This window comes from Jannaschia faecimaris, assembly GCF_900107415.1.
GTDB lineage: Bacteria > Pseudomonadota > Alphaproteobacteria > Rhodobacterales > Rhodobacteraceae > Jannaschia > Jannaschia faecimaris.
This window is the reverse complement of the sequence record NZ_FNPX01000015.1, coordinates 40363-66435: the sequence shown is the minus strand read 5'-3', so window position 1 is coordinate 66435 and position 26073 is coordinate 40363. Positions and strand designations below refer to the sequence as shown.

Here is a 26073-nt window from a genome sequence, read left to right as displayed (position 1 = left end):
TCATTCCTTTGGAGTGGGCGGCGACAGGTCCAGACAATCATGACCCTGACACTCGTCGTGTTGGGGCCAGTTCTCGTTGTGCTGACCTTCTTGTCGCTGAGTTTGCGTGGGCCCGAGGGTGACATGACCGGCCTGCGCGGCGTGCTCCTGGCTGACTTAGTATACATCCTTACTGTCGCCGCCCTGGTCGTTCGGCGATTGACCCGAATGATCGCCGCGCGGCGACAGAGGTCCGCTGGATCGCAGTTGCACCTTCGACTGACGGGCGTGTTCACCGGAATCGCCCTGATTCCGACTGTTCTGACTGCGGTCTTTGCAACGGTGACCATAAATATCGGGCTGGAAGGCTGGTTCTCGGACCGGGTTCGCAACGCGTTAGGCAACTCGCTGGAAGCGGCGCAGGCCTATACGCAGGAACACCGCGATGGCCTGACCGAAGATGCCCGTGCGCTGGCGGGCTATATCAATGTTGCGAAGCGATCACTGTTCCTGATGTCCGATGGCGACCTGCGGCAGCTCCTGGCTCAAGGGCAGGACTTGGTGCAGCGAGGGCTGGAAGAGGCATTTGTAATCGACGGCACCGGTGAAATTCGGGCCCGTGGCGACCGGTCGTACCTGTTTGATTTCGTTCCCATCGATCCGGCGCAGCTTGCCGAAGCCGAAAGCGGGGATGTTATCCTGATAGAGGACCGGGAAATCAATGAGTTCCGTGCACTTCTTAAGTTATCGGCATTTAACGACCGCTATCTCTACGTGACACGAACCGTTGACGGGGAAATCCTCGAACTGTTGGATCAGACACGGGAAACTTCGCAACTTTACAGCCAATTGGAGCAAGACCGCGGGCGCCTGCTGTTCGAGTTTGGCCTGCTGTATCTCGGATTTGCCCTGATCCTCATCCTGGCGGCGACCTGGGCGGGTCTTTGGTTTGCAGAGCGATTGTCGCGACCCGTCGGCCGGCTGACCGGGGCGGCGCAACGTGTCGGGCAGGGCGATCTTGACGTGCGTGTACGAGAGGAGTCCGGCGATGACGAAATCGCCATGCTTGGCCGTATTTTCAACCAAATGACCCGGCAGTTGAAAGGCCAGCGTGACGCCTTGGTTGAAACAAACATGCAGACGGAGCGGCGGCGCCGTCTGTTCGACAGTGTTCTCGGCTCGGTGACTGCGGGTGTCATCGGGTTGGACGTGGAGGGTAAGATCGACTTCATGAACCGCTCGGCGGTGCGTTTGCTGGGAGTCGAAAACGATCATTACGGGCAGTTACTTGGCCGCATCGTCCCCGAATTCTCCCACCTGTTTGAGCGGCTGAATTCAGGACGAACCGAAACCGTTCAGGAAGAGATACGCGTTGCGCGGGGCGGGAGATTGGAAAACCTCTTGGTACGGATCGCAACCCGACCCGGCACCGATGGGATGTCCGAGGGATACGTGGTCGCGTTTGATGACGTGACAGAGTTGGTCTCGGCCCAGCGAATGGCCGCTTGGGGCGACGTGGCGCGGCGGATTGCCCATGAAATCAAAAATCCTCTGACCCCGATTCAATTGTCGGCAGAGCGAGTCAAACGTCGTTTCTCGCGCGAGCTTGATGAAGAGAGCGCCACAAAGCTGGGTGAGTTGACGGATGTGATTGTCCGCCAAACCAATGACTTGCGGCGTATTGTTGATGAATTCAGTCAATTTGCGCGGATGCCCGAACCCGAGCGACACCGAGGCGACCTTGCGGGGCTTTTGCGCGAAACCGTGACGCTTCAGCGGGCTGCCCTTGACCCGGTCAAGATCGACGATCGGATACCTCCGGGCAAGATCATTGCTGAATTCGATCAGACGATGATGGGCCAAGCGTTCACAAACTTGATTAAGAACGCTGGGGAAGCGATTGAAACCAGGACTGAAAAAACTGACGACCCTTTTGAAAAGACGGTTGCGGTGACCCTGGACGACAGCGACCCGGCGTGCCTCGAAATCCGCATTGCGGATACCGGGATAGGCTTGCCGCAAGATCGCGCTCGCCTGTTCGAGCCCTACGTCACGACACGTGACAAGGGCACTGGCCTTGGCCTGCCGATCGTCAAGAAGATCATTGAAGAACACGGTGGTACGCTGGAGCTTGTAGACGCCCAAGCCGATGCCACCGGCCATCATGGGGCGGAGGCTGTCATAAGGCTCCCCCGAATAGAGGAGGTTTGATCCATGGGTGATATTCTGATCACGGACGACGAAGACGATATCCGAAGCCTGATTTCCGACATCCTTGAGGATGAGGGATATTCCTGTCGGAAGGCCGGTACGGCCGACGCTTGCATGGAGGCAATAGCCGAGGATGCGCCGAGCCTGATGATTTTGGACATCTGGCTCAAGGACAGTGACATGGACGGGATCGACATCCTCAAATCCGTCCGACGCAGTCACCCCGACATTCCGATTATTATCATTTCCGGCCACGGAAACGTCGAGATCGCGGTCGCTGCGATCAAGCAAGGTGCCTACGACTATATCGAGAAACCGTTCAACATCGACCAGCTGATGGTCGTCGTGGGGCGCGCGATGGAGACGTCGCGCCTGCGCTCCGAGAATTCAGAGCTGCGCCGCAAGGACGCCTCCTCGGCCGAGATGATTGGGCAGTCCGTCGCGTATAAAACCCTTGTGTCCAACCTGAAAAAAGTAATGAATTCGAATGGCCGCGTGATGCTGACGGGTCCTGCCGGATCGGGCAAAGAGGTCGCCGCGAGATACATCCACGCAAAATCGAACCGGGCTTCCGCCCCCTTCGTGACCGTCTCGTCTGCGTCGATCGAACCTGACCGAATGGAGACAGTACTGTTCGGTCGCGAAAGCGCCGATAAGGGGGTAGAGCCTGGACTGCTGGAACAGGCCCACGAGGGCGTGATCTATTTCGACGAAATTGCGGATATGCCACTTGGGACACAGTCCAAGATCCTTCGCGTGCTGGTGGAACAGGCCTTCACCCGCGTTGGCGGCTCGGAAAAAGTTCGGGTCGACCTTCGTGTCATCTCCTCGACCAACCGCGACCTGCAACAGGAAATCCGCGCGGGGCGTTTCCGGGAGGAGCTGTTTCATCGGTTGAACGTGGTGCCGATTCCGGTTCCAAGCTTGGAGGAACGCCGAGACGACATACCGGTTCTAGCCGATTACTTCATTGCGGCGCTCAATAAGACGCAGGGTTTGCCGCTGCGCGAGTTATCAGATGAAACCAAGGCGTTACTACAGACGATGCGGTGGCCGGGAAATGTCAGACAATTGCGCAACGTGATCGAACGCGTTCTGATCCTGGGCGACGGCACGGGTCCTATTGAGCCGCAGGAATTGCCAAGTCCGACGGACGGTGGCGGCGACTCAGGCGAAATGACACTGTCCGGCAGCCTGGCCAGCCTGCCTTTGCGCGAAGCGCGGGAACTGTTCGAGCGGCAATATCTGATGACACAGATCAACCGTTTTGGCGGCAACATCAGCCGGACGGCGAGCTTCGTGGGAATGGAGCGGAGCGCGCTGCACCGCAAGCTGAAGTCGCTGGGTGTGGTGACGGCGGCACGGGGCGGGGCCCGCGTCGCCCGGGTTGACGACTAGAAGGGCCCCGCCCAGGGGGCGGCAATCCGTCCGTTCGCGACGCAAAGCCCGCGGGTGTCGAACGGCATGCTTTGCAGCGCCGCAACTGGGCCGGCGGGACATGCCGGCAGGTTCTCCTGCCGATAGCCTTGCGCTTGCATGCAGACCTCGACCGCCCGTTGCCGCAGCGGCTCGTTGTGGTCGGTGTCGAAGACATCCGGCGTGTCATTCACGCCGACACAGAGTCCACTTCGGCAAAGGCCGCCGCCAATGGTGACGCGGGGCGCTGTGGCAATGCGGTGCCGCTCAGGAAAATCGCGTCTGGCCTGTGCGGCGCAAGCCAGGAAATCCTGTTCGGCCCTCAGACTGGCTGTGCCGGGCTTCAACCAGACCGGCGCGGGCGTCGGGGCGCAGCTGACCAAGAGCAGGGGCAGGGGCAGGGCGATGATGGCGATCAATCGGAGCATCGCCCAACTCTAGCAGCCGTTGGGCCGACGGCAATCTCTGATGCATCCCGTCTAATTGTCAGACATTTCCCCGTCCACGGCTCAAAATGTCAGACAGTTAAAAATCCCACCGCGTGGCCCCGTTGACCCTTACCGGGCCACAGGCGTATCCAACATGTCTGCAAAGACCGCGAAGGGTATCTGCATGAAGATCATCATCTGCGGGGCCGGCCAGGTTGGTTGGCAAATTGCACGTCACCTCGCCGGCGAACGCAACGACGTGACCGTGGTCGACAATAATCCGGAGTTGGTCAATCGGGCCACCGACACGCTGGACGTACAGGGCATCACCGGCTTTGCCAGTTATCCGGACGTGTTAGAGCGGGCCGGGGCCGAGGACGCGGACATGATCATTGCCGCGACCCATTCAGATGAGGTGAACATGGTCACCTGTCAGGTGGCGCATTCGATTTTCCGGGTGCCGCGCAAAATCGCGCGTCTGCGGGCGCAGTCCTACCTTGCCGCCGTACGCTCGGATCTGTATCGCCGCGACCACCTTCCGATTGATGTCGTGATCAGCCCGGAGCGCGAGGTCGCCTCGGCCGCGCTTCGCCGCCTGCGCGCGGCCGAGGCTTTCGACGTGGAAGAATTCATCGACGGCACGGCGCAATTCATCGGCCTGCGTCTCGATACGGAATGCCCGGTACTGGATACGCCCCTGCGCCAATTGTCCGAACTCTTCAGTACCCTGCGCGCCGTTGTCGTGGGTGTCAGACGTCAGAAAGGACGGCTCTTCGCGCCGGACCCGGGTGATCAACTCAAGGCAGGCGACGAGATCTATGTGCTCAGCCACTCCGACGACTTGGCGCGCACACAGGAAATCTTTGGCAAGAAGGTCAAGAAACAGGACCGGGTCATCATCATCGGCGGAGGCAATGTCGGCCTTGCGGTGGCACAGGCACTGGAGGCCGCGCCCGAGCGCATCCGCGCCAAAATGATCGAACGTAACCGAAAATGCGCCGAACGTGCGGCCGAAGCGCTGGTGCGTACGATTGTTCTGTCCGGCGACGGACTCGATATCGATCTGCTGCGCGAAGCGAACATCGACCGCGCCGATGCCGTCCTTACCGTCACCGATGACGACAAGACCAACATGCTGGCCGCGGTCCGGGCCAAGGCGTCGGGATGCAACAAGACCATTGCGTTGATCAACGATCCTACGCTGGTCCCGCTGCTGGTCCCGCTGGGCATCGATGCCTACGTGAACCCGCGCCAAAGCACGGTGTCTTCGATCCTGCGGCATGTGCGACACGGTCGGGTGCGCAACGTCTATTCGGTCGGCGATGCCGAGGCCGAGGTGATCGAGGCGCAGGTCATGTCGACCTCGCCGTTGACAGGAAGCACGATCCGCGAACTGAATTTCCCCGAAGGCGCGCTGATCGGCGCGATCCAGAAGCCAGACGGCAAATATGTGCGCCCCGAAGGCAAGACCCGGATCGAGGAGGGCGACGTCGTCGTCATCTTCGCCCTCTCGGCCGATGTGCCCGAAGTGGAGCGGTTGCTGCAGGTGCAGGTGGACTTCTTCTGATGCGTCTGTCGGTGCGCCGCGTCCCGCTACTGGTCGTTCTGGCGCTGGTCTTCTCGGCCAGCATGTACCTACCGGCGGTGCATGCACTAGTCCGCGACGCCCACCGGGAAGCACAGGCGTTCTTCTACTCGGGCACGCTGCTGCTGGTATTTCTTATCGGCATTGCGGTGGCCACGTCGCGCGACAAGTCCAGCAATATTACCCGCAGCCACCTGATCGCGATGTTCGGAGCCTTTACCGTACTTCCCGCGATGGCGGTCCTGCCGATGCTGGAGGTGGTGCCGGACACGCGGGTGCTGAACCTCTATGTTGAAATGGTCGCCGCGGTGACGACGACTGGTGGCAGCCTGTTCGCGCCCGAACGGCTCTCGGATTCGGCACACCTGTGGCGTGCGCTGGTTGCTTGGCAGGGGGGGCTGATCATCTGGGTCGCCGCGATCTCGATCCTGGCACCGCTCAACCTCGGAGGATTCGAGGTGGCCGAGGGGCGGATGTACGGTCAACACGCTGCGCGCGACGGGATCGGCTCGGCAGAGCCGAACACACGCATGCGCCGCGCGATCCTGACGCTGAGCCCGATCTACTTCGGTTTGACGCTGCTGCTCTGGGCGATCCTGGTCATTGCGGGCGAAAACGGCACCACGGCTCTGATCCATGCGATGTCCACGATGTCGACGTCCGGCATAAGCGATGGCACGACCGTCGCCGGAAGCAGCGCGGGGCTGGTGGGCGAAATGGCCGTCGCCGCCTTCCTGATCTTCGCGGTCACTCGGCAGGCCTTCGTGACCGACATGAACCGCGACCACATTCGCCATCTTGCCGACGATCGGGAGCTTCGGATCGCATTGTTTGTCGTCGCCACGGTGACAGTGGTGCTGTTTATCCGGCATTGGATCGGCGCGCTAGAGGTCGGCGGCCTGTCCAACACCGGGGCGGCGCTTGGCGCGCTTTGGGGGGCGGCGTTCACGGCGTTGTCGTTCCTGACGACGACCGGATTCGAATCCAGCCACTGGCACGACGCGCGGGAATGGTCCGGACTGGGCGCACCCTCGGTCCTGTTGCTTGGCCTGTCGATCTTCGGCGGTGGCGTGGCGACCACCGCAGGCGGTGTGAAGCTGCTGCGGATATATACGCTTTATGCGCATGGGCGTAACGAGATGAACCTGCTGGTCCATCCCAGCTTGGTGGCCAGTTCAACCGGTGCCGTCCGACGCATCCCGCCCGGAGGGATCGAGGCGGCCTGGATCTTCTTCATGTTGTTCGCGACGTCGATTGCCGCCGTATCTCTGTTGCTGACCCTGGTCGGAATGGATTTTGAGGCCGCACTGACCGTTGCCATCGCCTGCCTGACCACGACGGGTCCCGTTGCCGAGCTGGTGCTCGGCGGCAAGGGTGCGCTCAACGCGTTGCCCGATGCGGCCAAGATCATCGCGGCACTGACAATGGTTCTGGGGCGGTTGGAGGCGCTGGCACTTATCGCGCTTCTGAACCCGGATTTTTGGCGCGACTGAGCTTTCGTGCAACCCTTTGACGGCAAACCGGCCGCCTCCAAACTTTGGGGGGTGGAAACTTGGCGTTGATGCCCGCATAACTGCGATTATGGTGAACAGACGCCCATGGCAAGGGCGCGCGAAACAGGAACCAGATTGACATGGCTGACAAGCAGAACCTTCAGGACGCCTTTCTCAACCACGTGCGCAAGGCAAAAGTGCCGGTCACGATCTTCCTGATAAATGGCGTTAAGTTGCAAGGTGTTATCACCTGGTTCGACAATTTCTGCGTTCTTTTGCGCCGCGATGGGCAGTCACAGTTGGTGTACAAGCACGCCATTTCCACGGTGATGCCCGCGCAGCCCATCAGCCTTTACAACGGTGAGGAAGAAGCCGCTGGCGAATCCTCCTGATGTGACCCACTCGACCGAGGCGCGCCCGACGCGTGCCTTGGTTCTGCATCCCGATACCCGTGCGGGCGATCGGTCCGGTCGCGAACCCAAGCATGCTTTGGAAGAGTGTATCTCGCTTGCGCACGCGCTTCCGGGTCTGGAAGTGCTGGGCGGCGACACCGTGCGCCTACCCAAGCCGCATCCCGGCATGTTGTTCGGCAAGGGCAAGGTAGAAGAGCTCCGCCAGCGGATCGAGGCCGACGAGATCGAGCTGATCCTGATCGACGGAACTGTCACGCCCGTCCAGCAGCGCAACCTGGAGAAGGTCTGGAAGGTAAAGCTTCTGGACCGCACCGGCCTTATTCTTGAGATCTTCGCCGACCGGGCCGCCACCCGCGAAGGCGTGTTGCAGGTGGAACTGGCGGCCCTGACGTACCAGCGCACGCGCCTTGTCCGCGCCTGGACCCACCTGGAGCGGCAGCGCGGTGGCCTCGGCTTTGTCGGCGGCCCCGGCGAGACGCAGATCGAGGCGGACCGCCGCGCGATCGACGAACAGATGACCAAGCTGCGCCGCCAGCTCGACAAGGTCGTTAAGACCCGCGAACTGCACCGCGCGGCGCGTGCGAAGGTTCCGTATCCCGTCGTCGCTCTCGTGGGCTATACCAACGCGGGCAAGTCGACGCTGTTCAATCGCCTGACCGGTGCCGACGTGATGGCCAAGGACATGCTCTTCGCCACGCTCGATCCGACGATGCGCGCCGTCGATTTGCCACATGACACCAAGGTCATCCTGTCCGATACCGTGGGCTTCATTTCCGATCTTCCGACACAACTCGTGGCGGCCTTCCGCGCCACACTCGAGGAGGTTTTGGACGCCGACCTGATCGTGCATGTCCGCGATATAAGTCATCCGGATACCGAGCTTCAGGCCCGCGATGTGGAAACCATTCTGGAAGCACTCGGCGTGTCCGATGATATCCCGCGGCTGGAAATGTGGAACAAGTCCGATGCGCTTTCGATGGACGACATGCAGGCGGCGGCTAACCTGGCCGCGCGGCGCGATGATGTCTATTTGGGATCCGCGCTCACGGGGCAGGGGCTGACACGCCTGTTGGAGCGTATCGCCAACGAGATGACCGCGACCCTTACCGAGACAACGCTGATCCTTCCGTTCGCTGCGGGCAAGGCACGTGCATGGCTGCACGAGGAGGGGGCCGTCTTGTCCGAGGCGGCGACCGATCAAGGCACGGAATTCACCGTCCGTTGGACCGCTCGGCAGGCCGCGCGCTTCGCCGCGGCCTTTCCCGAAGTGGCACCGGCGGTCGTGCAGCCGGACGGAGACGAGCAGCAGTCCGCGCCCAATGAGCCATGGTCGCCCTGAGGGGTGACACATGCGCGCAGGGCTGCTAGAGTTTTGACGGAGCAGGGCGTTAGACCCTGACCAAACAGAGCAGACTTTGGACAGGATAATCTCATGACCGCATTTTCGCGTCGTCGCTTCCTTGCGGTGGCTTCCGCGCCGTTGGCCCTTGCGGCTTGCGGCAATGGTGTCGGTGGCAACGGGGGCGACCGGATCGACGGTCGCGTCGATGCTGCCTTTAACTTCATGTACAACACGTTACCCGACACGCGGGTACTGGCGGACAAAGCGGCAGGCATCCTGATGATGCCGGTGGTAACCGAAGCGGGCTTCGGCTTCGGCGGGGCCTATGGGCGCGGCGCGCTGCGCGTGAACGGTGTGACGGTCGACTACTACTCGACCACGTCGGCCTCGGTCGGGCTTCAGATCGGTGGGCAGCAATACAGCCACGCCCTGTTCTTCATGACCCAACCGGCACTGAACAATTTCCGCACGTCCCAGGGTTGGACCGCCGGGGCAGATCTGGAATATGCCGTGTCTTCGAACGCGCGCTCGCTCTCGACGGGGACGACCGAATTGCTGACTCCCGTGATTGCGGTGGTCTTCGGGCAGGCGGGCCTGCTGGCCGGTGCCTCGCTCGAAGGGGCCAAGTACAACCGTATCATCCCGTAGGTTCTGCACGTTGCGCGTCCGGACACTTGGCGGGCGCGTACGGTTGGCGAAGACGTTGTATTGCATCAGACGGCTTGTTTGATCAGCTATCCGGGTGACATGCACATCGTCTGGATGGCAATCACGGTCGATACGCCTCTCGGATATCATTTCGGGCCTTGCGCCTTCTTGCGGCTTGCCTTAACCGGCAACCACTTCACAGGCGGGGGCGGGCCCTCGGGGGAGAAATCCCCGAATGGTCCACCGGTTGAGCGAATGCTCTGATCCCCCGCTCAGGTACAAACCGGAAAGGACAAGAGACATGGCATTGCCTGATTTCTCCCTGCGTCAGCTACTGGAAGCCGGCGTTCACTTTGGTCACCAGACCCAGCGTTGGAATCCCCGCATGGGCCCGTATATCTACGGTGCCAAGAACGGGATCCACATCATGGATCTTACGCAGACCGTTCCCTTGCTGGACAACGCCCTGCAAGCCGTTCGCGACACCGTCGCCCGTGGCGGTCGCATCCTGTTCGTTGGAACGAAGCGTCAGGCCCAGAAGCCCGTCGCCGATGCCGCCGAGCGGTGCGCGCAGTACTATATGAACCACCGCTGGCTGGGCGGCACGCTGACGAACTGGAAAACCGTTTCCAACTCGATCAACCGCCTGAAGTCCATCGACGAAGCCATGGAAACCGGGTTCGCCGGCCTGACGAAGAAAGAGCGTTTGGGCATGGAGCGTGACCAGGCCAAGCTGCAGGCATCGCTCGGCGGCATCCGCGAAATGGGCGGCCTGCCCGACCTGATCTTCATCATCGACGTGAACAAGGAAGACCTTGCCATCGCCGAAGCCAAGAAGCTGGGCATTCCGGTCGTGGCCGTGGTTGACACCAACTGCTCGCCCGATGGCGTGGATCACATCATTCCAGGTAACGACGACGCGGCCCGTGCGATCGCGCTGTATTGCGACCTGGTGGCCCGTGCGGCGCTGGACGGCATGTCGGCGCAGCTGGGTGCGGCTGGCGTTGACATCGGTGAATTGGAAGAGGCGGCCGAGGCCGTCGATCCCGGCGAGGCCGTCGAGCCCGCCGCCGAAGAAGCTGCAACGGAAGCCCCTGCCGAGGCGTAAGCCTCTGACATGGATAGGTTCCCGGGCGCGGTCATCATGATCGCGCCCGACCCCATTTCGATCCAAGGAGACATGATCATGGCGATTACCGCGAGCATGGTTAAGGAACTGCGCGACACCACTGGCGCAGGCATGATGGACGCAAAGAAGGCGCTGACCGAAAACGACGGCGACATGGAGGCCGCCGTTGATTGGCTGCGTACCAAGGGCCTGGCCAAGGCCGCCAAGAAGTCGGGTCGCACCGCCGCGGAGGGCCTTGTTGCCGTCGCCGTCGAAGGTGGCACCGCCGTGGCGGTCGAGGTGAACTCCGAGACGGACTTCGTGGCCAAGAACTCCGACTTCCAATCGATGGTCGCGTCTTTCGCAGACGCAGCGCTCAAGGCAGACGACGTCGAGGCTTTGAAGGCATCCAAGATCAACGGGAAAGCCGTTTCCGAAATCCTGACAGACAAGATCGCCACGATCGGCGAGAACATGTCGGTGCGCCGCATGGCCAAGCTTTCCGGTGCGTCGGTCGTGTCCTACGTCCACAACGCCGCCGCGCCCGGAATGGGCAAGATCGGCGTCCTGGTCGCGTTGTCGGGCGAAAATGATGCTTTTGGCAAGCAGATCGCGATGCACGTTGCAGCGACCAGCCCGGCCGCTCTGAACGAGGCTGAGCTCGACTCCTCTGTCATCGACAAAGAGCGTCAGGTCCAGATCGATATCGCACGCGAGAGCGGCAAGCCCGAGCAGGTGATCGAGAAGATGATCGAAGGCCGCATGAAGAAATACATGGCCGAGGTGACGCTGGTAAATCAGCAGTTTGTCGTGAACCCCGACCTGACCGTTGCGCAGGCTGCCGCGGAAGCCGGCGTCGACGTCATGGGCTACGTTCGTCTGGAAGTGGGCGAAGGCATCGAAGTGGTTAAGGAAGACTTCGCCGCCGAGGTTGCTGCCGTCGGCAAGGGCTGATCCAGCCCGATCACCAATGTAGAGAGCGGCGCTGAGTGAGAACTCGGTACCGCTTTTTTACGAAGGTTTGTCAAAGACACGACCGGGCTGGAAGCCCGGACGTCAGGGTAAATTCCCCGACGTCCGAGCAGTCCCGAAACTCATCGGTCAACGTCAGGTCCCAGCTCAATACAGCAGTCGACCTTCAACTGTTTAGTCCCTCTGGCCTAAATGCCATTGGTTTACGGACATCGACAGCTTGTCATTACGGATTTCCATACGGAAGTGGGTAAATCGGCGCTAAATGGAAACACAGTTTTTCCGCGTTGCCGACCTCGACCCCGCCACAGAACGCCTCCGCACTGTATCCTCCGTCCGTACCGGACTGTTTTAACTATACTTTCCAATCTCTTTGCAGTCAATCGCCAGGAGTTTAGCGGCGCAACTGCTCTGTGATCAGAGCGCTGCGCTTTGGCGCAGCGTCGGTCCCTAACTTACTGTTTGTATGTCGACAGCGATCAGATCAAGGTCGGCAAGATGAGTAGGACGAGGATCATATGAAGGATAACGCGGCACGGCTGGGTGTTGATATCGGAGGCACCTTTACGGATGTCGTGCTTGAGACTGCTGGTCGGTCCTATTCCACCAAGGTCCTGACCACATACGCCGCGCCCGAGACCGCGATTATCGAAGGGATGCATCAGGTTTGCGCCAAGGCAGGGATCACGCCCGCACAGGTCGAGCAGATCATCCACGGCACGACATTGGCGACCAATGCGCTGATCGAGCGACGCGGGGCAAAGACTGCGCTGATCACGACGGATGGGTTCCGCGACGTGATAGAAATGCGGACCGAGAGCCGCTTTGAGCAATACGATCTGAACCTGACCCTGCCGGAGCCTCTGCTCCCGCGCTACATGCGGTTTACCGTATCAGAACGGATCAACGCAAAGGGTCAGGTGATGATCGACCTGAACCGCTCAGAGGTGGAGGCCGTCGTCGACCGTATTGCCGCAACTGGCGCGACTTCAGTCGCGGTCGGGCTGATCCATTCGTACCTGAACCCCGACCACGAACGCCTGATCCGCGACGTGCTGGCCGAAAGAATGCCGGGTGCGGCGATTTCGCTGTCGTCTGATGTCAGTCCGCAGATGCGCGAGTATGAGCGGTTCAACACGGTTGTTGCCAATGCCTACATCAAGCCGCTGATGGCATCCTACCTGGGCCGGCTGGAGACGCGACTGGCCGATGAGGGGGTCACATGCCGGATATTCCTGATGCACTCGGGCGGTGGCATCATTTCGATCGAAAGTGCTGCCGAATTTCCTGTGCGGCTGGTGGAATCCGGGCCGGCGGGTGGCGCGGTGTTTGCGGCGCATATCGCGGCGCGCTACGGCCTCGACAAGGTGCTGTCGTTTGACATGGGGGGAACCACGGCCAAGATCTGTCTGATAAAGAACCAGACGCCCCGCACCTCGCGCGTGTTCGAGGTGGCGCGGACATACCGATTCAAGAAGGGGTCGGGCATGCCGATCTCGATCCCGGTTATTGATATGGTGGAGATCGGGGCAGGGGGTGGAAGTCTGGCACATGTCGATGCTCTGCGGCAGATCCGTGTCGGGCCGCATAGTGCCGGGTCCGAGCCGGGCCCCGCTTGTTATGGTCGCGGAGGAGAACGACCCGCGGTGACCGATGCCGACCTTGTTCTGGGCAAGCTTGATCCCGACAATTTCGCAGGGGGATCAATCGCCCTGCATGCGGATGCGTCGCGCGCTGCGCTGGACGCGCATGTGGGCGGCACACTGGACATGGACGCGGTAGAAGCCGCCTTCGGCGTGATCGAGGTTGTGGACGAGAACATGGCAAACGCAGCCCGTGTCCACGCGGTCGAGAATGGCGAGGATCTAGCAGAATACACCATGATTGCCTTTGGCGGGGCCGCTCCGCTTCATGCCGCGCGGCTCTGCGAAAAGCTGGGGGTGGAGCGCCTGATCGTGCCGCCAGGGGCTGGCGTCGGCTCCGCCATCGGGTTCTTGCGCGCGCCGTTCAGCTTTGAGGCCAACCGATCGGTCTACATGAAGCTCGACGCGTTCGATCCGGAGGTAATCCGGTCCCTTTTGACTGAATTGCAGGCCGAGGCGACAGGGTTCGTGCGCACCTGCGATGCGGAAAGCCCCGTCTTGTCGGAGTTCAAAGCCTACATGCGTTACGCGGGGCAGGGGTGGGAAATCCCCATTACCCTGACCGAAGCCGAGGCCATGACGCCTGACGCTGCCACCTTCAAGGCCCGGTTCGAGGCCGAGTACACCAAGCTTTTCGGGCGCGCAGTTGCGGGCATGGTTATCGAAGTGACCGTCTGGTCCGTCAACGCCACCACCCCCCCAGAGACCGTTGCGCGATTGACCCCCGCGGAAGACGCGGGGCCAGTACATGCCAATGGCACACGGCCCATTTTCGATGCGGCATCGGGCACTTACCTCGACGCTGCGTTGATCGACAGAGACAGCCTGAAAACCGGGCAGCATGTTGCCGGGCCGGCGGCCGTGACTGAAGCCGAAACGACCATCATCCTCCCCGTCAGCCGCGTGGCCCTGTGCCAGTCGGACGGCTGCATCGACGTGACCGTGAAAGGCTGACCATGACGCAGGATCGCTCTCAGGTTGCGTACCAGGTAATGTGGAACCGCCTCATCTCAGTGGTGGAGGAACAGGCGCAGGCTCTTGTCCGCACCGCGTTTTCAACGTCTGTCCGCGAAGCGGGGGATCTGTCGGCGGGCGTCTATGACACGCAGGGACGAATGCTGGCGCAGGCCGTGACCGGGACACCGGGCCACGTGAACGCCATGGCCGACGCGGTACCGCACTTCATCCGCCGGATCGGGCGCGACAACATACATGCGGGCGATGTCTATATCACCAACGACCCTTGGGAAGGTACCGGACACCTGCACGATATCACTATGGTCACGCCTACGTTTCATCGCGGCGCGCTGGTCGGGTTTTTTGCCTGCACCGCGCATGTGGTCGACATCGGTGGTCGCGGCTTTGGTGCCGATGGGGCCAGCGTCTATGAGGAAGGTCTGTACCTGCCGATCATGAAGTTTGTGGATCAGGGAACGGTCGACCAGACGCTGACGCGGATCATCCGCGGCAACGTGCGCGAACCCGATCAGTTGATCGGCGACATCTATGCGCTGGTGACCTGCAACGAGATCGGACAGCGACGCCTGATCGAGATGATGGAGGAGTTCGCGCTGACCGACTTGGATGGGATCGCGAATTTCATCCTCGACAATTCCCGCCGCGCGACGCTGGAGCGGATCGCCGCGTTGCCCCGCGCATCAGCCACCGGGGAGATGACGGTCGACGGCTTCGCAACACCGATCACCCTGAAAGTGCGCGTCACGGTGGAGGAAGACCGGATTGTGACAGACTTCGACGGCACCTCCGGGCTCGACCCAAAGGGTATCAACTGCCCGATGGTCTATACCAAGGCCTATGCCTGCTACGCGCTTAAGATCGCGGTGGCCCCTGATATCCCGAACAACGCCGCGTCACTCGCCCCGTTCGAGGTGACGGCCCCGCAGAATACCATCGTGAACGCGCTGCACCCTGCACCGGTGGCGCTACGCCATATCGTCGGGCATTTTGTACCGGATGTCGTGTTCGATGCCTTTGACAAGATTGTGCCCGGACTTGTCCCAGCCGAAGGGGCAGGGTGTCTATGCAACTTCCAAGTATCGCTACGGCCCCGGACTGATATTCCGGCCCCTGCGAGTGCGCGGCGCGCCGAGGTGCTGACCTTTAATTCGGGCGGATCCGGCGCGCGGCCCGACCACGACGGCCTGAACGCGACGGCGTTTCCGTCGGGCGTGATGACCATGCCGATCGAGGCGACGGAACATGCGGGCCCCGTCATCATCTGGCGCAAGGAATTGAGGTCCGGATCGGGCGGTGCCGGCCGGATGCGTGGTGGGCTTGGTCAGCACATGGAGGTGGGCGCGATGCCTGGCCACGAGTTCGACCTTTCAGCGATGTTCGATCGGGGTCAGCATCCCGCCCGCGGGCGGCGCGGCGGGGACGACGGCGCGCCAACGACAATCGCTCAAGACGACGGCACTCCGATGCGCGTGAAAGGCAAACAGTTCGTGCCCCATGGCCGCAAGGTGGTGATGGCGTTCCCCGGCGGCGGCGGCTACGGCCTTCCGTCAGAGCGCGGACTGGCGTCGGTGAAACGGGATCTGGCGCGCGGCTATATCGATGCGCAGACGGCGCAAAAAGTTTATGGGCTGACGCCCGAGGACACGGACGAAGTCATGCGCGCAATCGCGCGCGGAGAAGAACCCTGAGGTTGTTCAGTCGTCGCTGACCCGACCCAACGTGTCGCGGAATACCGGCCAGGTTTCGAGTTCGACCGACTCGAACGGCGCTCCGGTCTTGACCAGATTGACGAGGGCACGCGCCGCGCGGCGGCCCATCTCTCGATGCGGCACATGTACTGTGGTCAACGCCGGATAGGCGATTTGCGCCAGTTCGATGTCGTCGAAGCCGACGATGGACACCTCACCCGGCACCGATACCCCCAACTCACGCGCGCGCCGCAGCGCGCCGACCGCCAACACGTCGTTCGCGCAGAAGATCGCGGTCGGGCTGGGGCCGGTCGTCACCAGCGCTTCCAGTGCGACGGCTCCCTCCTCGATCCCGTAGGTTGTCTCGACCAGACGCAGATCATCCAAATTCAGCCCGGCAGAAAGCATCGCGTCTTGAATGCCCAGCAGCCGTGCCTCTGCACGATCGTTGTGTTTGGTATCGGCCGAGATATGGGCCAGTCGGCGGTGGCCCAGTTCAATGACCCTGGTTGCCATGTCGCGCATTGCAGCGCGGTTGTCGAAGCCGATCGATGGGCGCGCAAGGTCGGCATCGAAGGCCCATGTCACCAGTGCGGGAACGCCTTGCGCCTCAAGAAAGCGATAGATTTCCGGGTGGCGTGCATGCCCGATCAGCAGCAAGGCATCCGCCCCTCGCGACACCAGGGCACGAATTTGCTCCTCCTCGATCTCAGGCCGATAGGATGTGCTCGCCACCAGCATCGTGAAACCGTGCAGGCGCAACTCGTTCTGAAACGCCTCCAGCCCGCGCGCGAAAATCGCATTGTCCATGGTGGGTATGATCGCGCCGATCGTATGCGTCCGCCGGGCCGCCATCGCCCTTGCCCCGAAGTTCGGGGTATAGCCAAGGTCCCGGATTGCGGTCGAAACCTTGGTCCGCGTCCGCTCCGCGACTTTGTCGGGAAAGTTCAGGCAGCGCGATACCGTTGCTGTCGACACATTCGCAGCGGTCGCAACGTCCTGAAGGGTTGGCGTCAGCCTTTTGATATTCATGCCGTTCCTTGGCGCGGAGCCCGTCCAAAGCCGAAAAGACAGCCGTGAGATCTAGGGCAAATTGCAAAAATACAAATGTAAAGACTTGCTTATTAAAAATGTAAAGGCTTACATGCTGTAGGAATCGGCTTAGCGACTGGGAGGAGACGCGTCATGCCGCTTATCGGGGCGATCATATTATTCGTGGTTTTTGCTGTGAACGTGGGGCTTGGCTCCATGTCCAATTCCGGCTTCCTGAATGATGTCGGAGAGATGTTGGTCCTGTCGGGTGTCGCGGTTCTGTTCGTCATAGCCATTCTAAAAAGGGAGGCCGACGCTCGAAAGTAGCTCGGCGAAAAGCAGTCCAGGGAGGACACCACATTGGATAAAAACACCAAAGAACTCATTTCGGCCGAGCGTCGCAATTTCCTGAAGCTCGCCGGGACCGGCAGTTTCACCGCTGCCCTCGTTGCGGGTGCAGCCGGGTCGCTCTGGTCGACCGAGGCAGCCGCGCAGACAGCCAACGAAGAGCGTGACCGCGAAGCCGCAGCCGAGCACGTGATGACGGTCGCCACCGCCTATGTGCTGGGTGCCACGCGTAGCTATCCGATCATGCAACTGGACCTGAAGGAAAACATCCAGAACGCCACAAATGGCAAAATCTATGTCAAGCTGGCCCCCGGCGGGCAGCTGGGTGCGGGCGGCGCACTGGTACAATCCGTGCAGGGTGGCACGATCCAGGCCGCACAGCACTCGATCTCGAACTTCGCGCCCTTCGCGCCCGTCACCGACCTGATCAACCTTCCGTATCTGTGCGGCTCGAACCAGCGTTTCACCAACCTCGTGCATTCCGATGTGTGGGCGCAGGAAGTGAACCCCAAGGTCGAAGCTGCCGGTTTCAAACCGCTCCTCTACATCAACATCGACCCCCGCGTCGTCGCCGTCCGTGCCGGAGGTTCGGGCCCCGTGATGACGCCGGGCGATCTGGCTGGCGTGAAGTTCCGCGTCCCCGGATCGGCGATGTTGCAGCAATACTACCGCATGGTCGGTGCCAACCCGACGCCGGTGGCTTGGGGCGAGACGCCCTCGGCGATCAAGCAGGGCGTGGCCGACGCGCTCGACCCGTCGGTGGGCGCGCTCTACGTGTTCGGTTTCAAGGACATCCTGTCCCACGTGACCTTCACGCAGGCGGTGCCGGACTCTCAGGTCTATTCGTGCAACCTGGAGTGGTTCAACTCGATGCCCGCCGATGTTCAGGACGGCATCATGGAAGCCGCCGAGATCACCCGCCACCAAAACCTGGCCAAGGTGCCATCCGCGCGCAACTACGCCATGGCCGAGTTGCGCAAGGCCGGTGTCGAATTCCACACGCTGTCCGACGATCAGTTGGCCGAGTGGAAGGCCACTGGCGGTTACCAGTTGACCGATTGGGACAGCTTCAAGACCGAACTGGCCGGATCCATGGATACCTTCGCCAAGCTTGAAGAAGCTGCCGGCACAATGGGCCGTTACTACGTAAACGACGCATAAGACTCGCGGGCGGGTGCGATTGCACCCGCCCGCTAATCTGTTTTCGAACTTCCCGCAAATCCTGGCCGTGCCCGACCGGTGGCGGGGCTACACGAGGGGTCCGTGATGAAGATACTGCAACGGCTTAACCGTGACGCGGAGCGATGGGCGCTTCTGGTGTTTTACGTGATGCTTGTGATGACGATGGCAGTCGAAGTGCTGCGTCGGGAAATTTTCTCCTATTCGTCGATCTGGGGCGAAGAGGTTGTGCGTTATTCATTCATCTACCTCGCCTGGATCGGTGCCGCGGCCGCGATCAAGGATCGTGCGCATATCCGCATCGACGTGATCATGCATTACCTCAGCCCGCGCCTGAAGGCGCTGCTCTATATCTTCGGTGACCTTGTGATGGTCGGCGTCGCCATCATCGCACTCTACTGGTCGTTCGAGACCGTCGCCGTCTCGTGGAAATTCGGTTCGGTCAGCCATGGCCTGCGCATCTCGCTGGTGTGGTTCCTGCTGGCGGTGCCGATCGGGTTTGCGCTGATGCTGCTGCGTCTGACGCAATCTCTTGTTCGTGATTTTCGCAGCCTTCGAGACGGTACACCCGTCTACGAAGGCGATAAGCTGTTCGATTAAGGGGATAGAAGATGCTTTGGAATACCCTTAATCAAGCGGTCGAGTTGGGCTGGGATTTTTACCTGCCGGTGCTCATCTTCGTGGCGCTCTGCGCGCTGGCCGTGCCGGTCTGGGCCTCGATCGGGGTCGCCGCGATTACCATGCTGTTAATGTCGGGCGACCTGCCGCTGGCGTTGGTGGGCGAGAGCCTGTTCCACGGCATCGACGCCTTCGCGCTGACGGCCGTGCCGCTGTTCATCCTGACGGGTGACGTGCTGGTGCGCACCGGGCTGTCGCGCAAGTTTCTTGACGTGGCCGAGGCGCTGACCCAGTTCGCCAAGGGCGGCTTCGGCTCGGCCACGGTTCTGGTCTGCGGCATGTTCGCGGCGATTTCCGGCTCCGACGCGGCGGGTGCCGCCGCGGTGGGCCGCATGACAATCGACCGGCTGGTCGAGAGCGGCTACCCGCGGCCTTATGCCTGCGCGCTTGTCGCGGCGGGTGCCTGTACCGGTATCCTGATCCCGCCATCCATCGCGTATATCATCATCGGTCTCGTGCTTGGCATATCCGCGTCTACGCTGTTCCTGGCGGCCTTGATCCCCGGCATCCTGATCCTGACGTCCATTCTGGTAACCAACATCGTGGTGAACCGGATCTACGGCTACGAAGGCGGCGGCAATCTGTCGATGGGGGAATACTTCTCCAACCTCGGTAGCGCGCTGGCCTCGGGCTGGTACGCGTTCATCGTGCCCGGCATCATCTTCTACGGCATCTTTTCGGGCCGCCTGACGCCGACCGAGGCGGGTGCGACTGCCGTTGTCGTGACGATCATCATCGGGTTCATCCTCGGCACGCTGAAGCTGGCTGACTTCCCCTCGATGCTCATCTCCTCGGCCAAGGTGAACGGGATCATCCTGCCGATCATTGCGTTTTCGCTGCCGCTGGCGCAGGCGTTGGCGATCATGGGCGTACCGCAGGGCTTCGTCTATTCAATCACAGCGTTGACCGACAATCCGACGCTACTGATCCTGATGATGATCGGGATCCTGATCGCGGCGGGTTGCGTCATGGAGACCACGCCCAACATCGTGATCCTCGCCCCGATCCTCAAGCCGCTGGCCGACAGCATCGGGATGAACGAAATCCAGTTCTGCATCATGATGATCACGGCCCTGGGCGTAGGCTTCATCACGCCGCCGCTGGGCCTCAACCTGTTCGTGGTGTCGGGCATCACGGGCGAGTCTATCCTCCGGATCGCTTGGCGCGCGGTTCCTTTCGTCTTCTTCATGCTGATCGTGGTACTGATGATTGCCTATATCCCGGCGATCTCCACGACGATGCTTCCTGATATCTATAAATAGGGCGGTCAAATCATGGCACGAGACTATCTAAAGAAAGCGACACTGACGGCGCAATCGGGCGCATCGGACGTCCACGAGTTGGTGCAGGGCATCCTGTCCGACATCGAGGCGGGCGGCGACGACAAGGCCCGCGAATATGCGGCCAAGTTCGACAAGTACGATGGCAACATCATCCTCACGGAGGAAGAGATTGCCACGGCCTGCGACCTTGTTCCACAAAAGCTGAAGGAAGATATTCAGTTCGCCCACGACAACGTGCGCCGCTTTGCCGAAGCGCAAAAGGCCACTGTCAGCGATTTCGAGTACGAGATCGTTCCTGGCCTGCGGGCGGGGCAGAAGGCCATCCCGGTGGACGCGGCGGGCTGCTACATCCCCGGCGGGCGCTACAGCCACATCGCCAGCGCGATCATGACCGTAACAACGGCCAAGGTTGCCGGGTGCACGCATATCGCGGCGACATCCCCGCCGCGTCCCGGCGTGGGCGTCGCCCCGGCAATCGTCTATGCAGCCCACATCTGCGGTGCCGACACGATCATGGCCCTTGGCGGTGTGCAGGGCGTCGCGGCGATGACATTCGGCCTGTTTGGCTTGCCCAAGGCCAACATCCTGGTCGGCCCCGGTAACCAGTTCGTGGCCGAGGCCAAGCGCATCCTTTTCGGGCGTGTCGGCATCGACATGATCGCCGGTCCGACCGACAGCCTGATCCTGGCCGACAAGACGGCCGACCCGCACATCGTTGCGACCGATTTGGTGAGCCAGGCAGAGCATGGCTACAATTCGCCCGTGTGGCTGGTCACCGACGATCGCGACCTCGCCGAGGACGTGATGAAGCGCGTGCCGGACCTCATTGCGGACCTGCCCGAGGTGAACCGCGACAACGCCGCCGCCGCCTGGCGCGACTATGCCGAGGTGATCTTGTGTGCCGACCGCGAGGAAATGGCCGCCTGCTCCGACGATTATGCGCCTGAGCACCTGACCGTTCAAGCGGAGGATCTGCCGTGGTGGCTCGACCGCCTGTCCTGCTATGGCTCGCTGTTCCTCGGAGAGGAGACGACGGTGTCCTATGGAGACAAGGCGTCGGGCACCAACCACGTGCTGCCGACATCGGGGGCCGCGTCCTATACCGGCGGGCTTTCGGTGCACAAGTACATGAAGATCGTCACCTGGCAGCAGGCCACCCGCGAAGGCTCCAAGCGCGTTGCGGAAGCGACCGCGCGGATTTCCCGCCTGGAGGGCATGGAGGGTCATGCCCGCGCCGCCGATGTGCGCCTTGCCAAGTACTTCCCTGGCGAGAACTTCGACCTAACGTCGCATGAGTGACCCACGCGCCCTGTTCGACCTGACCGGTCGCGTCGCCTGTGTGACGGGGGCAAGCTCCGGTCTGGGGCAGCGCGCCGCCGTCGCCCTGGCGGCGGCGGGCGCGCGGGTCGTGGGCGTTGCCCGTCGGGCCGACGCACTGTCCGATTGGGCGGCCAAGACCGGCGAGCGTGCGGCGACCGTCGCGGCGGATCTGTCGCACCGCGATGCGATTGCGAAGATTGCGACTGATGTCTCGCAGCCCTTCGGGGCACCCGACATCTTGGTCCATGCCGCCGGGATCAACACGCGAGAGGCCGCGGACGACGTTACCGCCGACGGTTGGGACGTCACGATGAATCTCAATCTCGCCGCGCCATTCTTCCTGAGCCAGGCATTGGTTCCGGCAATGAAAGCGCGCGGCTGGGGCCGGATCGTTAACTTCGCGTCCCTGCAGACGACACGCGCCTTTCCCGGCGGGATAGCTTACGGCGCGTCAAAGGCGGGCGTCGGCCAACTGACCCGCGCCATGGCCGAGGCATGGTCAACGGACGGGATCACGGCAAATGCAATCGGTCCGGGGTTCTTTCCGACGGAGCTGACCGGCCCGGTCTTTTCCGACCCCGAGCGGGCCGCACGCAATGCCGCACAAACCTGCATCGGACGCAACGGCGCACTGGAGGACATCGACGGGCCGTTGCTTTTCCTTTGTTCGGACGCTTCGGCCTACGTGACGGGACAGGTCCTCATGGTCGACGGGGGGTATACCGCAAAATGAAAGCACTTGTTTACGAAGCTGTCGAAACGCTCGTCTACCGCGATATGCCGGAGCCGGAACCGGGGCCGGGCCAAAGCCTTATCCAAGTTCAGGCTTCGGGCATATGCGGATCGGACATGCATGCCTTCCTGGGGCATGACGAGCGCCGGCCCGCGCCGCTGATCCTGGGGCACGAGGCGGCAGGCACGATCATCGGCGGGCCGCGCGACGGGGCACGGGTCACGATCAATCCGCTGGTAACCTGCGGAACGTGCCGCGCCTGCATGGCGGGCCGGGACAACCTCTGCCCCGAACGGATGATCATTTCCATGCCGCCGCGCGAAGGGGCCTTTGCCGAGCGGGTCGTGATGCGCGACGAAAATCTGGTCGTCGTACCCGCCGACGTGCCCCTGCGTAAGGCCGCGCTGTCCGAGCCGTTGGCCTGCGGCTGGCACGCCGTGCGTCTTGGCACTGCGGCCCTGTCATACCCGCTGGCCGATGCCGAGTGCCACGTCATAGGTGGCGGTGCGATCGGAGTTGGCGCAGCTCTGGCCCTGCGAGCCTTTGGTGCCACGAAGATCACCGTGGCGGAACCGAACGCGACGCGCCGTGCAACGTTGGACCGGATCGACGGCTTCGACACCGTGGCTCCCGGCACGGTCACACAGGCCGACCTGATCATTGACGGCGTTGGGTATGCAGCGACGCGGGCGGATGCGACCGCGATTGCCCGGCCCGGCGGCGTCATCATGCATATCGGTTTGGGCGAGGGGACGGGCGGGCTCGATATCCGCCGGATGACCCTTCAGGAAATTACGTTTGTCGGAACCTATACCTATACGGCGCAGGATTTCCGCGACACCGCAGCGGCGATCTTCGACGGACGTCTTGGATCGCTCGACTGGACGGAACAACGGCCACTTGCGAATGGTCAGCAGGCCTTCTCTGACATTCGCGCGGGCACGGTCGCGGCCCCCAAGATTATATTGGAGCCCTCTGATGTATAACAATATTCTAGTTCCCATGGCCCTTGACCACGGGATTGCCAGTGCCACGCTGGACGTGGCGCAGGCGCTTGTGTCCGACGGGGGCAAGATTACCGCGCTGCACGTTCACGAAGCACCACAAGGCTCGGTCAGCGCATATCTGGACGAGGGTGTCGTACAGGAAGCGTTCGACCGCGCCGAGGCCAAGCTGGCCGAACGCGTCAAGGACATGCCGGGCGTGACCGGCATGATCGTCAAGGGCCACAGCGGGCGCACCATCGTCGACGTGGCCAAACAGCAGAAGATCGACTGCATCGTGATCGGCTCCCACAAACCGGGGCTGGTCGATTTCCTTCTCGGTTCAACCGCTGCGCGCGTGGTGCGGCATGCAAACTGTGCGGTCCATGTTGTCCGAAACCCGACCTGACCCCTATCCATCCAACCCTTCGCGAAGGAGCGAACCTTGAGCATTGACAAGAGAATCGTGGACGATCTGGTGGCGAATGACGTGTCATTCGTAACCACCGTTCCCTGTAAACAACTGGCCGGCGTGATCGAAGAAGTCGAAGCGCGGCCGGAAATTTTTCACATCCCCGCCAACAAGGAAGACGAGGGCATGGGCCTGTGCGCGGGCGCGTGGATGGGCGGCAAACGCCCGATGATCATCATGCAGAACACGGCCATCGGCGTGACGATCAACACGCTGGCGACGCTGACCCAGTTCTACCGCATGCCCCTGCCGATGCTGATTTCGTATCGCGGTGAATTGCGCGAGCCGGTCTCCTGCCAGGTTGAAATGGCAGTGCATACCAAGGCACTGCTCGCACAACTCAACATCCCGACTTACCATTTCCATTGGCAGAAGGATGTCGAAGAGTTCGACAACATCCTGAAATACACCTTCATGTCCAAAAAGCCGGTCGCAATCCTGACCGACGCCAACTTCTGGGGAGGCTACGGCGACCAATGATCCGTTCTGAAATCCTGAGAGAAATCGCCCCGATCCTGAGGGATCAACTTGTCGTCTGCAATATCGGTCTGCCCAGCCAAGAGCTGCACATGATCGATGATCAGCCGACCAACTTCTACATGCTGGGCACGATGGGCCTATCATCGTCTATCGGCCTCGGCCTTGCGCTGGCGCAGTCGAAGACCGTGATCTCGATCGACGGCGACGGGTCCGTCCTGACCAACCTGGGCACGCTGCCAACGATCGCCAATAACGTGGCCGACAACTTTGTCCTGCTGATCATCGACAACGGCTCCTACGGTTCCACCGGCGATCAGCCCACCTATGCCGGCAAGAAGACCAAGCTGGAAAAGGTGGCCGAGGCCTGCGGTTGCGAGAATGTCGTCGTCTGTAAGGACGTGGACACAGGCAAGGTGCTGCAAGCGGCCATCGACAGCAAGAAGATGACCGTGATCGTCGTGAAATGCGACAGCGGCAACATCAAGCTGCCGGTCATCACCATGGACCCCGTCGTGATCCGTCATCGGTTCATGGAAGCTGTGGCGAGCTGATCGGTGGCAGTTGGCATTCATTCCGCAGCGGACGCGCGACGCCTGGCGCGGCGGCGCCTGCCGTGGATGGTGTTCGACTATATCGACGGGTCTGCGGGCCAGGAAACCGGGGCCGCGCGCAATCGTGCGGCCTTGGACGACCTTGAACTGACGCCCCGGATCCTTCGGGACGTCAGTGACAGAACGCTGGCGGTGCCGCTTTTCGGCCAGACCGCCAAGGTTCCCTTTGGGATCAGCCCGATGGGCATGTGCAATCTGTCTGCCCCCGGAGCCGATCTCATGCTGGCGCGTCTGGCGGCGCGGGAGAATGTGCCCCTCGGCGTATCCACCGTCGCCTCGACCGCTATGGAGCCGCTGATCGAGACGGCTCAGGGAAACGCCTGGTTCCAGCTTTATTTCAGCGGTGACGGCGTCGGCACATTCAAGTTGGTCGAGCGTGCCAAGGCCGCCGGGTATGAAACCATCGTCCTGACCGTTGACGTGCCCGAAGTGGGGAGGCGCCCGCGTGAACTGCGTCATGGGTTCACCATGCCGTTCCGCATCGGTCCCAGTCAGTTCATCGATTTCGCGCTTCACCCGCGCTGGTCGCTTGAAGCGCTGTTCAAGGGCAAGCCGACCATGGCGAACTTCGACATGCCCGGATACGACTTCGACCGCACGGAAAGCCGGGCCAAGGCCGATTGGGAAACGCTCGCCCGTCTGCGGGAGATGTGGCCGGGCAAGCTGGTTGTGAAGGGCGTTCTCGACGTCGACGACGCGGTGGCGCTCCGGGCGGCGGGCGTCGATGCGATCCAGGTGTCCAGCCACGGATCACGGCAACTGGACAGTGCGCCGCCGCCGATCTCGGCGCTTGCCCAGATCAGGGCGGCACTGGGAGAAGACTACCCCCTATTCTATGACACGGGCCTGCGTAGTGGGGAGGATGTCGTGAAGGCGTTCAACCAAGGCGCGAATTTCACATTCTTCGGGCGCATTCTGCAATTCGCCATCGCGGCAGGGGGTGAAGAGGGGTTATCCGAACTCTGGAACGTGTTGAAGACCGAGACGAGCATCACCCTCGCGCAGATCGGCCAGACCTCCATCACCACTGCCGAACGAAACTAACGCGCG

General features: G+C 61.8%; 24 protein-coding genes. 22 read left to right on the top strand and 2 right to left on the bottom strand.

The window, feature by feature from the left end:
- Window positions 1-39 precede the first annotated feature (39 nt).
- Together BLV27_RS14575 and ntrX are read left to right on the top strand one after the other, a co-directional pair.
- Complete coding sequence (locus BLV27_RS14575) at window positions 40-2190, top strand: sensor histidine kinase NtrY-like (protein ID WP_092647233.1); 2151 nt, start codon at window positions 40-42, stop codon at window positions 2188-2190.
- A 3-nt stretch (window positions 2191-2193) separates the two neighbouring features.
- Entirely contained in the window at window positions 2194-3588 is a 1395-nt protein-coding gene (gene ntrX, locus BLV27_RS14570) for a nitrogen assimilation response regulator NtrX (RefSeq protein ID WP_092647232.1), read from the top strand.
- On the opposite strand, the gene BLV27_RS14565 is transcribed toward ntrX, so the two are convergent.
- Window positions 3585-4034, bottom strand: coding sequence for a hypothetical protein (locus tag BLV27_RS14565; RefSeq protein ID WP_092647231.1), 450 nt, complete (start codon window positions 4032-4034; stop codon window positions 3585-3587). The two genes, ntrX and BLV27_RS14565, sit on opposite strands and share 4 nt — an antisense overlap.
- A 184-nt stretch (window positions 4035-4218) precedes the next feature.
- On the opposite strand from BLV27_RS14565, the gene trkA reads away from it, so the two are divergent.
- The 9 genes from trkA to BLV27_RS14520 all read left to right on the top strand — a co-directional run bounded on the left by trkA (window position 4219) and on the right by BLV27_RS14520 (window position 15904).
- Window positions 4219-5601 carry a Trk system potassium transporter TrkA gene (trkA, locus tag BLV27_RS14560; protein ID WP_092647262.1) on the top strand — a complete coding sequence of 461 codons (1383 nt, stop codon included), beginning with the start codon at window positions 4219-4221 and terminating at the stop codon, window positions 5599-5601.
- Window positions 5601-7112, top strand: coding sequence for a potassium transporter TrkG (locus BLV27_RS14555; RefSeq protein WP_092647230.1), 1512 nt, complete (start codon window positions 5601-5603; stop codon window positions 7110-7112). Before trkA ends, BLV27_RS14555 begins: the two co-directional genes overlap by 1 nt.
- Before the next feature lie 140 nt (window positions 7113-7252).
- Window positions 7253-7504, top strand: coding sequence for an RNA chaperone Hfq (gene hfq / locus BLV27_RS14550; protein WP_092647229.1), 252 nt, complete (start codon window positions 7253-7255; stop codon window positions 7502-7504).
- A gap of 1 nt (window position 7505) precedes the next feature.
- On the top strand, window positions 7506-8864 hold the full coding sequence (hflX, locus tag BLV27_RS14545) for a GTPase HflX (protein ID WP_092647228.1): 1359 nt from the start codon (window positions 7506-7508) through the stop codon (window positions 8862-8864).
- A gap of 93 nt (window positions 8865-8957) precedes the next feature.
- The gene (locus tag BLV27_RS14540; RefSeq protein ID WP_092647227.1) at window positions 8958-9515 is read left to right on the top strand and encodes a lipid-binding SYLF domain-containing protein; all 558 of its coding nucleotides are present in this window, start codon (window positions 8958-8960) and stop codon (window positions 9513-9515) included.
- 301 nt (window positions 9516-9816) lie between these two features.
- Window positions 9817-10623, top strand: coding sequence for a 30S ribosomal protein S2 (gene rpsB, locus BLV27_RS14535; protein ID WP_092647226.1), 807 nt, complete (start codon window positions 9817-9819; stop codon window positions 10621-10623).
- A 78-nt stretch (window positions 10624-10701) separates the two neighbouring features.
- On the top strand, window positions 10702-11577 hold the full coding sequence (gene tsf, locus BLV27_RS14530) for a translation elongation factor Ts (protein ID WP_092647261.1): 876 nt from the start codon (window positions 10702-10704) through the stop codon (window positions 11575-11577).
- A 536-nt stretch (window positions 11578-12113) separates the two neighbouring features.
- Complete coding sequence (locus tag BLV27_RS14525) at window positions 12114-14192, top strand: hydantoinase/oxoprolinase family protein (RefSeq protein WP_092647225.1); 2079 nt, start codon at window positions 12114-12116, stop codon at window positions 14190-14192.
- Between the two features lie 2 nt (window positions 14193-14194).
- Window positions 14195-15904 (top strand): hydantoinase B/oxoprolinase family protein, encoded by a 1710-nt coding sequence (locus tag BLV27_RS14520; protein ID WP_092647224.1) that lies wholly within the window; start codon window positions 14195-14197, stop codon window positions 15902-15904.
- A gap of 6 nt (window positions 15905-15910) precedes the next feature.
- Here the strand turns inward: BLV27_RS14520 and BLV27_RS14515 are convergent, their stop codons facing one another.
- The gene (locus tag BLV27_RS14515; RefSeq protein ID WP_092647223.1) at window positions 15911-16936 is read right to left on the bottom strand and encodes a LacI family DNA-binding transcriptional regulator; all 1026 of its coding nucleotides are present in this window, start codon (window positions 16934-16936) and stop codon (window positions 15911-15913) included.
- Window positions 16937-17089: 153 nt separating this feature from the next.
- On the opposite strand from BLV27_RS14515, the gene BLV27_RS19415 reads away from it, so the two are divergent.
- The 11 genes from BLV27_RS19415 (at window position 17090) to BLV27_RS14465 (ending at window position 26067) form a co-directional block, all read left to right on the top strand.
- A complete protein-coding gene (locus BLV27_RS19415; RefSeq protein ID WP_170831470.1) occupies window positions 17090-17263 on the top strand; it encodes a hypothetical protein in 174 nt (57 codons plus the stop codon).
- A gap of 33 nt (window positions 17264-17296) precedes the next feature.
- A complete protein-coding gene (locus tag BLV27_RS14510) occupies window positions 17297-18445 on the top strand; it encodes a TRAP transporter substrate-binding protein (protein WP_092647222.1) in 1149 nt (382 codons plus the stop codon).
- 105 nt (window positions 18446-18550) lie between these two features.
- A complete protein-coding gene (locus BLV27_RS14505; protein ID WP_092647221.1) occupies window positions 18551-19063 on the top strand; it encodes a TRAP transporter small permease in 513 nt (170 codons plus the stop codon).
- Between the two features lie 11 nt (window positions 19064-19074).
- On the top strand, window positions 19075-20403 hold the full coding sequence (locus BLV27_RS14500) for a TRAP transporter large permease (RefSeq protein WP_092647220.1): 1329 nt from the start codon (window positions 19075-19077) through the stop codon (window positions 20401-20403).
- A 12-nt stretch (window positions 20404-20415) separates the two neighbouring features.
- Window positions 20416-21723 carry a histidinol dehydrogenase gene (gene hisD, locus BLV27_RS14495; RefSeq protein ID WP_092647219.1) on the top strand — a complete coding sequence of 436 codons (1308 nt, stop codon included), beginning with the start codon at window positions 20416-20418 and terminating at the stop codon, window positions 21721-21723.
- Entirely contained in the window at window positions 21716-22477 is a 762-nt protein-coding gene (locus tag BLV27_RS14490; protein ID WP_092647218.1) for an SDR family NAD(P)-dependent oxidoreductase, read from the top strand. Before hisD ends, BLV27_RS14490 begins: the two co-directional genes overlap by 8 nt.
- On the top strand, window positions 22474-23463 hold the full coding sequence (locus tag BLV27_RS14485) for a zinc-dependent alcohol dehydrogenase (protein ID WP_092647217.1): 990 nt from the start codon (window positions 22474-22476) through the stop codon (window positions 23461-23463). Before BLV27_RS14490 ends, BLV27_RS14485 begins: the two co-directional genes overlap by 4 nt.
- Entirely contained in the window at window positions 23456-23869 is a 414-nt protein-coding gene (locus BLV27_RS14480) for a universal stress protein (RefSeq protein WP_092647216.1), read from the top strand. The genes BLV27_RS14485 and BLV27_RS14480 overlap by 8 nt, the downstream gene beginning before the upstream one ends.
- A 36-nt stretch (window positions 23870-23905) precedes the next feature.
- The gene (gene comD / locus BLV27_RS14475; RefSeq protein ID WP_092647215.1) at window positions 23906-24412 is read left to right on the top strand and encodes a sulfopyruvate decarboxylase subunit alpha; all 507 of its coding nucleotides are present in this window, start codon (window positions 23906-23908) and stop codon (window positions 24410-24412) included.
- Complete coding sequence (gene comE / locus BLV27_RS14470; RefSeq protein WP_092647214.1) at window positions 24409-24963, top strand: sulfopyruvate decarboxylase subunit beta; 555 nt, start codon at window positions 24409-24411, stop codon at window positions 24961-24963. Before comD ends, comE begins: the two co-directional genes overlap by 4 nt.
- 3 nt (window positions 24964-24966) lie before the next feature.
- Window positions 24967-26067: an alpha-hydroxy acid oxidase gene (locus BLV27_RS14465; protein WP_092647213.1), complete on the top strand. Its 1101-nt coding sequence runs from the start codon at window positions 24967-24969 to the stop codon at window positions 26065-26067.
- Window positions 26068-26073 lie beyond the last annotated feature (6 nt).

Excerpts from the sequence above, each read along its gene's own strand:
- BLV27_RS14575 (WP_092647233.1), top strand. The coding sequence starts at position 40 with ATGACCCTGACACTCGTCGTGTTGGGGCCAGTTCTCGTTGTGCTGACC.
- ntrX (WP_092647232.1), top strand. The coding sequence starts at position 2,194 with ATGGGTGATATTCTGATCACGGACGACGAAGACGATATCCGAAGCCTG.
- BLV27_RS14565 (WP_092647231.1), bottom strand. The coding sequence starts at position 4,034 with ATGCTCCGATTGATCGCCATCATCGCCCTGCCCCTGCCCCTGCTCTTG.
- trkA (WP_092647262.1), top strand. The coding sequence starts at position 4,219 with ATGAAGATCATCATCTGCGGGGCCGGCCAGGTTGGTTGGCAAATTGCA.
- BLV27_RS14555 (WP_092647230.1), top strand. The coding sequence starts at position 5,601 with ATGCGTCTGTCGGTGCGCCGCGTCCCGCTACTGGTCGTTCTGGCGCTG.
- hfq (WP_092647229.1), top strand. The coding sequence starts at position 7,253 with ATGGCTGACAAGCAGAACCTTCAGGACGCCTTTCTCAACCACGTGCGC.
- BLV27_RS14540 (WP_092647227.1), top strand. The coding sequence starts at position 8,958 with ATGACCGCATTTTCGCGTCGTCGCTTCCTTGCGGTGGCTTCCGCGCCG.
- rpsB (WP_092647226.1), top strand. The coding sequence starts at position 9,817 with ATGGCATTGCCTGATTTCTCCCTGCGTCAGCTACTGGAAGCCGGCGTT.
- tsf (WP_092647261.1), top strand. The coding sequence starts at position 10,702 with ATGGCGATTACCGCGAGCATGGTTAAGGAACTGCGCGACACCACTGGC.
- BLV27_RS14525 (WP_092647225.1), top strand. The coding sequence starts at position 12,114 with ATGAAGGATAACGCGGCACGGCTGGGTGTTGATATCGGAGGCACCTTT.
- BLV27_RS14520 (WP_092647224.1), top strand. The coding sequence starts at position 14,195 with ATGACGCAGGATCGCTCTCAGGTTGCGTACCAGGTAATGTGGAACCGC.
- BLV27_RS14515 (WP_092647223.1), bottom strand. The coding sequence starts at position 16,936 with ATGAATATCAAAAGGCTGACGCCAACCCTTCAGGACGTTGCGACCGCT.
- BLV27_RS19415 (WP_170831470.1), top strand. The coding sequence starts at position 17,090 with ATGCCGCTTATCGGGGCGATCATATTATTCGTGGTTTTTGCTGTGAAC.
- BLV27_RS14505 (WP_092647221.1), top strand. The coding sequence starts at position 18,551 with ATGAAGATACTGCAACGGCTTAACCGTGACGCGGAGCGATGGGCGCTT.
- BLV27_RS14500 (WP_092647220.1), top strand. The coding sequence starts at position 19,075 with ATGCTTTGGAATACCCTTAATCAAGCGGTCGAGTTGGGCTGGGATTTT.
- hisD (WP_092647219.1), top strand. The coding sequence starts at position 20,416 with ATGGCACGAGACTATCTAAAGAAAGCGACACTGACGGCGCAATCGGGC.
- BLV27_RS14490 (WP_092647218.1), top strand. The coding sequence starts at position 21,716 with ATGAGTGACCCACGCGCCCTGTTCGACCTGACCGGTCGCGTCGCCTGT.
- BLV27_RS14485 (WP_092647217.1), top strand. The coding sequence starts at position 22,474 with ATGAAAGCACTTGTTTACGAAGCTGTCGAAACGCTCGTCTACCGCGAT.
- BLV27_RS14480 (WP_092647216.1), top strand. The coding sequence starts at position 23,456 with ATGTATAACAATATTCTAGTTCCCATGGCCCTTGACCACGGGATTGCC.
- comE (WP_092647214.1), top strand. The coding sequence starts at position 24,409 with ATGATCCGTTCTGAAATCCTGAGAGAAATCGCCCCGATCCTGAGGGAT.